Genomic DNA, 2,934 nt, shown 5'->3' on the forward strand with positions numbered 1-2,934 from the left:
AGCATTAGTTTAGAATTTGGTAGTCTTACCAATTTTGTTTGGCCTGCTACAGTACTATTGTATGCTCCTCCTGTTTCCTCACCAACAATAACTCCTCTTTTACGTGCTTTTACAACATTAGAAAAAACAGAAGATGCAGAAAAAGAACGCCCATTTATTAATACGTACACGTTACCTTTATAATTATTTTCTTTAGGCTCTGCTACTTTAGTTTCCTTAAACTTATATACCAACTTGCCATTTTTTTTGCGTGCTTTAAAAACTTCTTTAAAAAATACAAATGGTACAAATAAAGACTTGTATGCTGCTCCATAAGCTGTTTTATTACGAGACATATAAGACTTTATAATTGGGTATCTTGTGTTTACCTCTCCTTCTTCAACAAACTTAAATTCTTCTTTTGCTAAGTAAGAAAATAAATCGTGAATTTCTACCAGCCTACCACCTCCATTATCTCGCAAGTCTATAATTAAATCTTTAGTTTTGGCAGAATCTATTTTTTTAAAAGCCTCTTCATAAAAAGCTTCATAGTCACCCCTACTAAAGCTTCTAATTTTCATATAAGCAACAGTACTATCTTCTCCTATAAAATCTAAATTTCTATTATTATTTTTTTCAGAATAACTATAACCGTATTTACGATAATCCTCTAACTTTTTCTTTAACTTTTTTGAAGCAAGTTTACGCTCTTCTTTTGTCTTTTTAATTGGTTTTTTATCTTTTAAACTATCTTTTTTTGGTTTAGGAAACCTTGTAGAATCTCTTGGTATTCTTCTAAAAACTTTAGTGTATAAACTATCATTTTTAGAAAAAGTAACCTCTAAACTATCTAATCTTCCTTTATCTTGATAGTAATATCTAGCTAGTTTCTGCGCAGCATATTTATTATGAAAAGTTGTATTATATCCGTCTGAAGAAAAATAAGTTTTGTATCTTTTTAGCAAGTCATCAATAGAATCATCTCCTAACTTTACCACTCTGCTCCCTACCATTGTACTATCTTCACCAAGAGTATTTTTTACCAAAACAGCATCTTCTACGTTTTCAAACCTTAAATAAGACCATTCGTTTTTAAGTTTATTAAAAGCTTTATTTTCTTTACGGGTGTGTTTTTTTGTTGGTACAGAAATACCTGCGTGTCCTTGTCTAACCTCCGCTACAACAGGAGCCAATTTTTCATAAAAGGCATAAGTAGTCATTGGTTTTGTAATACTACTCTTTAAAGTAGTAAACTTAGCATCTAACTCCTTTTTTGGCGTATACAGGTATAATTGAGGATGTAATTTTTGTAGTTTTCTATAAGCTACATCAACATCTTTATGCAGTTCATCTACACTATGTAACTTGGTTATTTGATGATTGTGTTTTTCTATACTGGCGCATGAAGTAATTAACAGTAATGGCAAAAGGTAAAACAATAATTTTCTCAAGGGTTGTGGTTTTATGGTTTTGAACTATATTTTCTTAATTGTAAGAAACACAGCACATTTTATGCCAATAAAGTTAAAATATTATGTAAACTAAAAATATATTTTAACAATACTTTATTTTTAGCAATTCTATAGCTCTATTTTGTACCTTTAACTTGTATGAAGAAAAAAATTATCATAACTATTTCTGTACTTGTTCTATTGCCATTATTGGCAATTTTTTGTTCTAATAATATTATTACAAACTCAGCTAAGGGCAAAACTTTTTATAATGTAGATGCTATTCCTTACAATAAAGTTGGTGTTGTTTTAGGCACAACAAGTAAGCTTGTTAACGGTAGTCCAAATCCTTACTACGTACACCGTATAAATGCAACCGTTGCTTTGTACAATGCAAAAAAAATAGACTTTGTTTTAGTTAGCGGTGATAATGGAACTAAATACTATAACGAACCAGATACTTTTAAAAGAGAACTTGTAAAACAAGGAATACCAGAGGATAAAATATTTTTAGATTACGCAGGTTTTAGAACATTAGATTCTATGGTGCGTGCGCACGTAATTTTTGGACTTAACAAGGTTACCGTTATATCTCAAAAATTTCATAATGAAAGAGCTATTTATATTGCAGAAAAAAAAGGCCTCACTACCGTTGGCTTTAATGCCAAAGATTTAAAAGGAAAAGCTGGTTTAAAAGTACAGACTAGAGAATATTTAGCACGTGTTAAAGTGTTTTTAGATTTACTACTTAATACAGAGCCTAAATTTTATGGAGAAAAAATAACGATAGAATAGTACTTACACTGTAATGCAAAAGATTAAAACTTTACTTAAAAACTTAGGTCCAGGATTACTTTTTGCGAGTATGGCAATTGGCACATCTCACCTTGTGCTATCCACTAAAGCTGGTGCACAATATGGTTGGATTATGTTGGTACCAATTGTACTAGCAAACATTTTAAAATATCCTTTTTTTGAATTTGGAATTAGATACACCAACGCAACAAACAAAACACTTATACAAGGGTATTTAAACCGTGGCAAAGGGTATTTGTGGTTTTATGCACTTATTACACTAGTATCTACATTTACCATTTTAGCAGCTTTATACTTGGTTACATCTGGTCTATTAATAAACCTCTTTAACCTTACAAATGTATCTATTACTGTTGTTGCTCTTGTACTATTCAGTTTTATATCTGCACTATTAATTATTGGTAAATATGTTTTTTTAGAGAAGTCTTTAAAAATTGTAGTATCTATTTTAGGAATTGCACTTTTAGTTACCACTATTGTAGTTGTTTTTAAGGGAAAGGTTGATGAGGTAGCAAACTTTAAACCCACACCTCTTTTTAATAATGCTGGTATTTTATTTATTATTGGTTTAGTAGGTTGGATGCCTACTGCGGTAGAAACCTCTAGCTGGTTAAGTATGTGGACTATTGAAAAGCAGAAACTAACAAACAAAAAACTAAATCTTAAAGAAGCATTATCAGAATTTAAC

2 protein-coding genes and 1 pseudogene are annotated in these 2,934 nt (G+C 30.4%); 2 read left to right on the forward strand and 1 reads right to left on the reverse strand.

What is annotated here, in order from left to right; all coding sequences use genetic code 11:
* Window positions 1-1,430: S41 family peptidase (locus ABJD66_RS09605; RefSeq protein ID WP_348130870.1), on the reverse strand; the 1,430-nt coding region annotated here is incomplete at its 3' end.
* Between the two features lie 159 nt (window positions 1,431-1,589).
* On the opposite strand from ABJD66_RS09605, the gene ABJD66_RS09610 reads away from it, so the two are divergent.
* Both ABJD66_RS09610 and ABJD66_RS09615 read left to right on the forward strand, forming a co-directional pair.
* Window positions 1,590-2,225, forward strand: a complete 636-nt coding sequence (locus tag ABJD66_RS09610; protein ID WP_348130873.1) for an ElyC/SanA/YdcF family protein — start codon at window positions 1,590-1,592, stop codon at window positions 2,223-2,225.
* A 13-nt stretch (window positions 2,226-2,238) separates the two neighbouring features.
* Window positions 2,239-2,934, forward strand: a pseudogene (locus ABJD66_RS09615) (divalent metal cation transporter); the annotation flags it as partial.

The sequence above is a fragment of the Cellulophaga sp. genome (genome assembly GCF_039943695.1).
Classification (GTDB): domain Bacteria; phylum Bacteroidota; class Bacteroidia; order Flavobacteriales; family Flavobacteriaceae; genus Cellulophaga.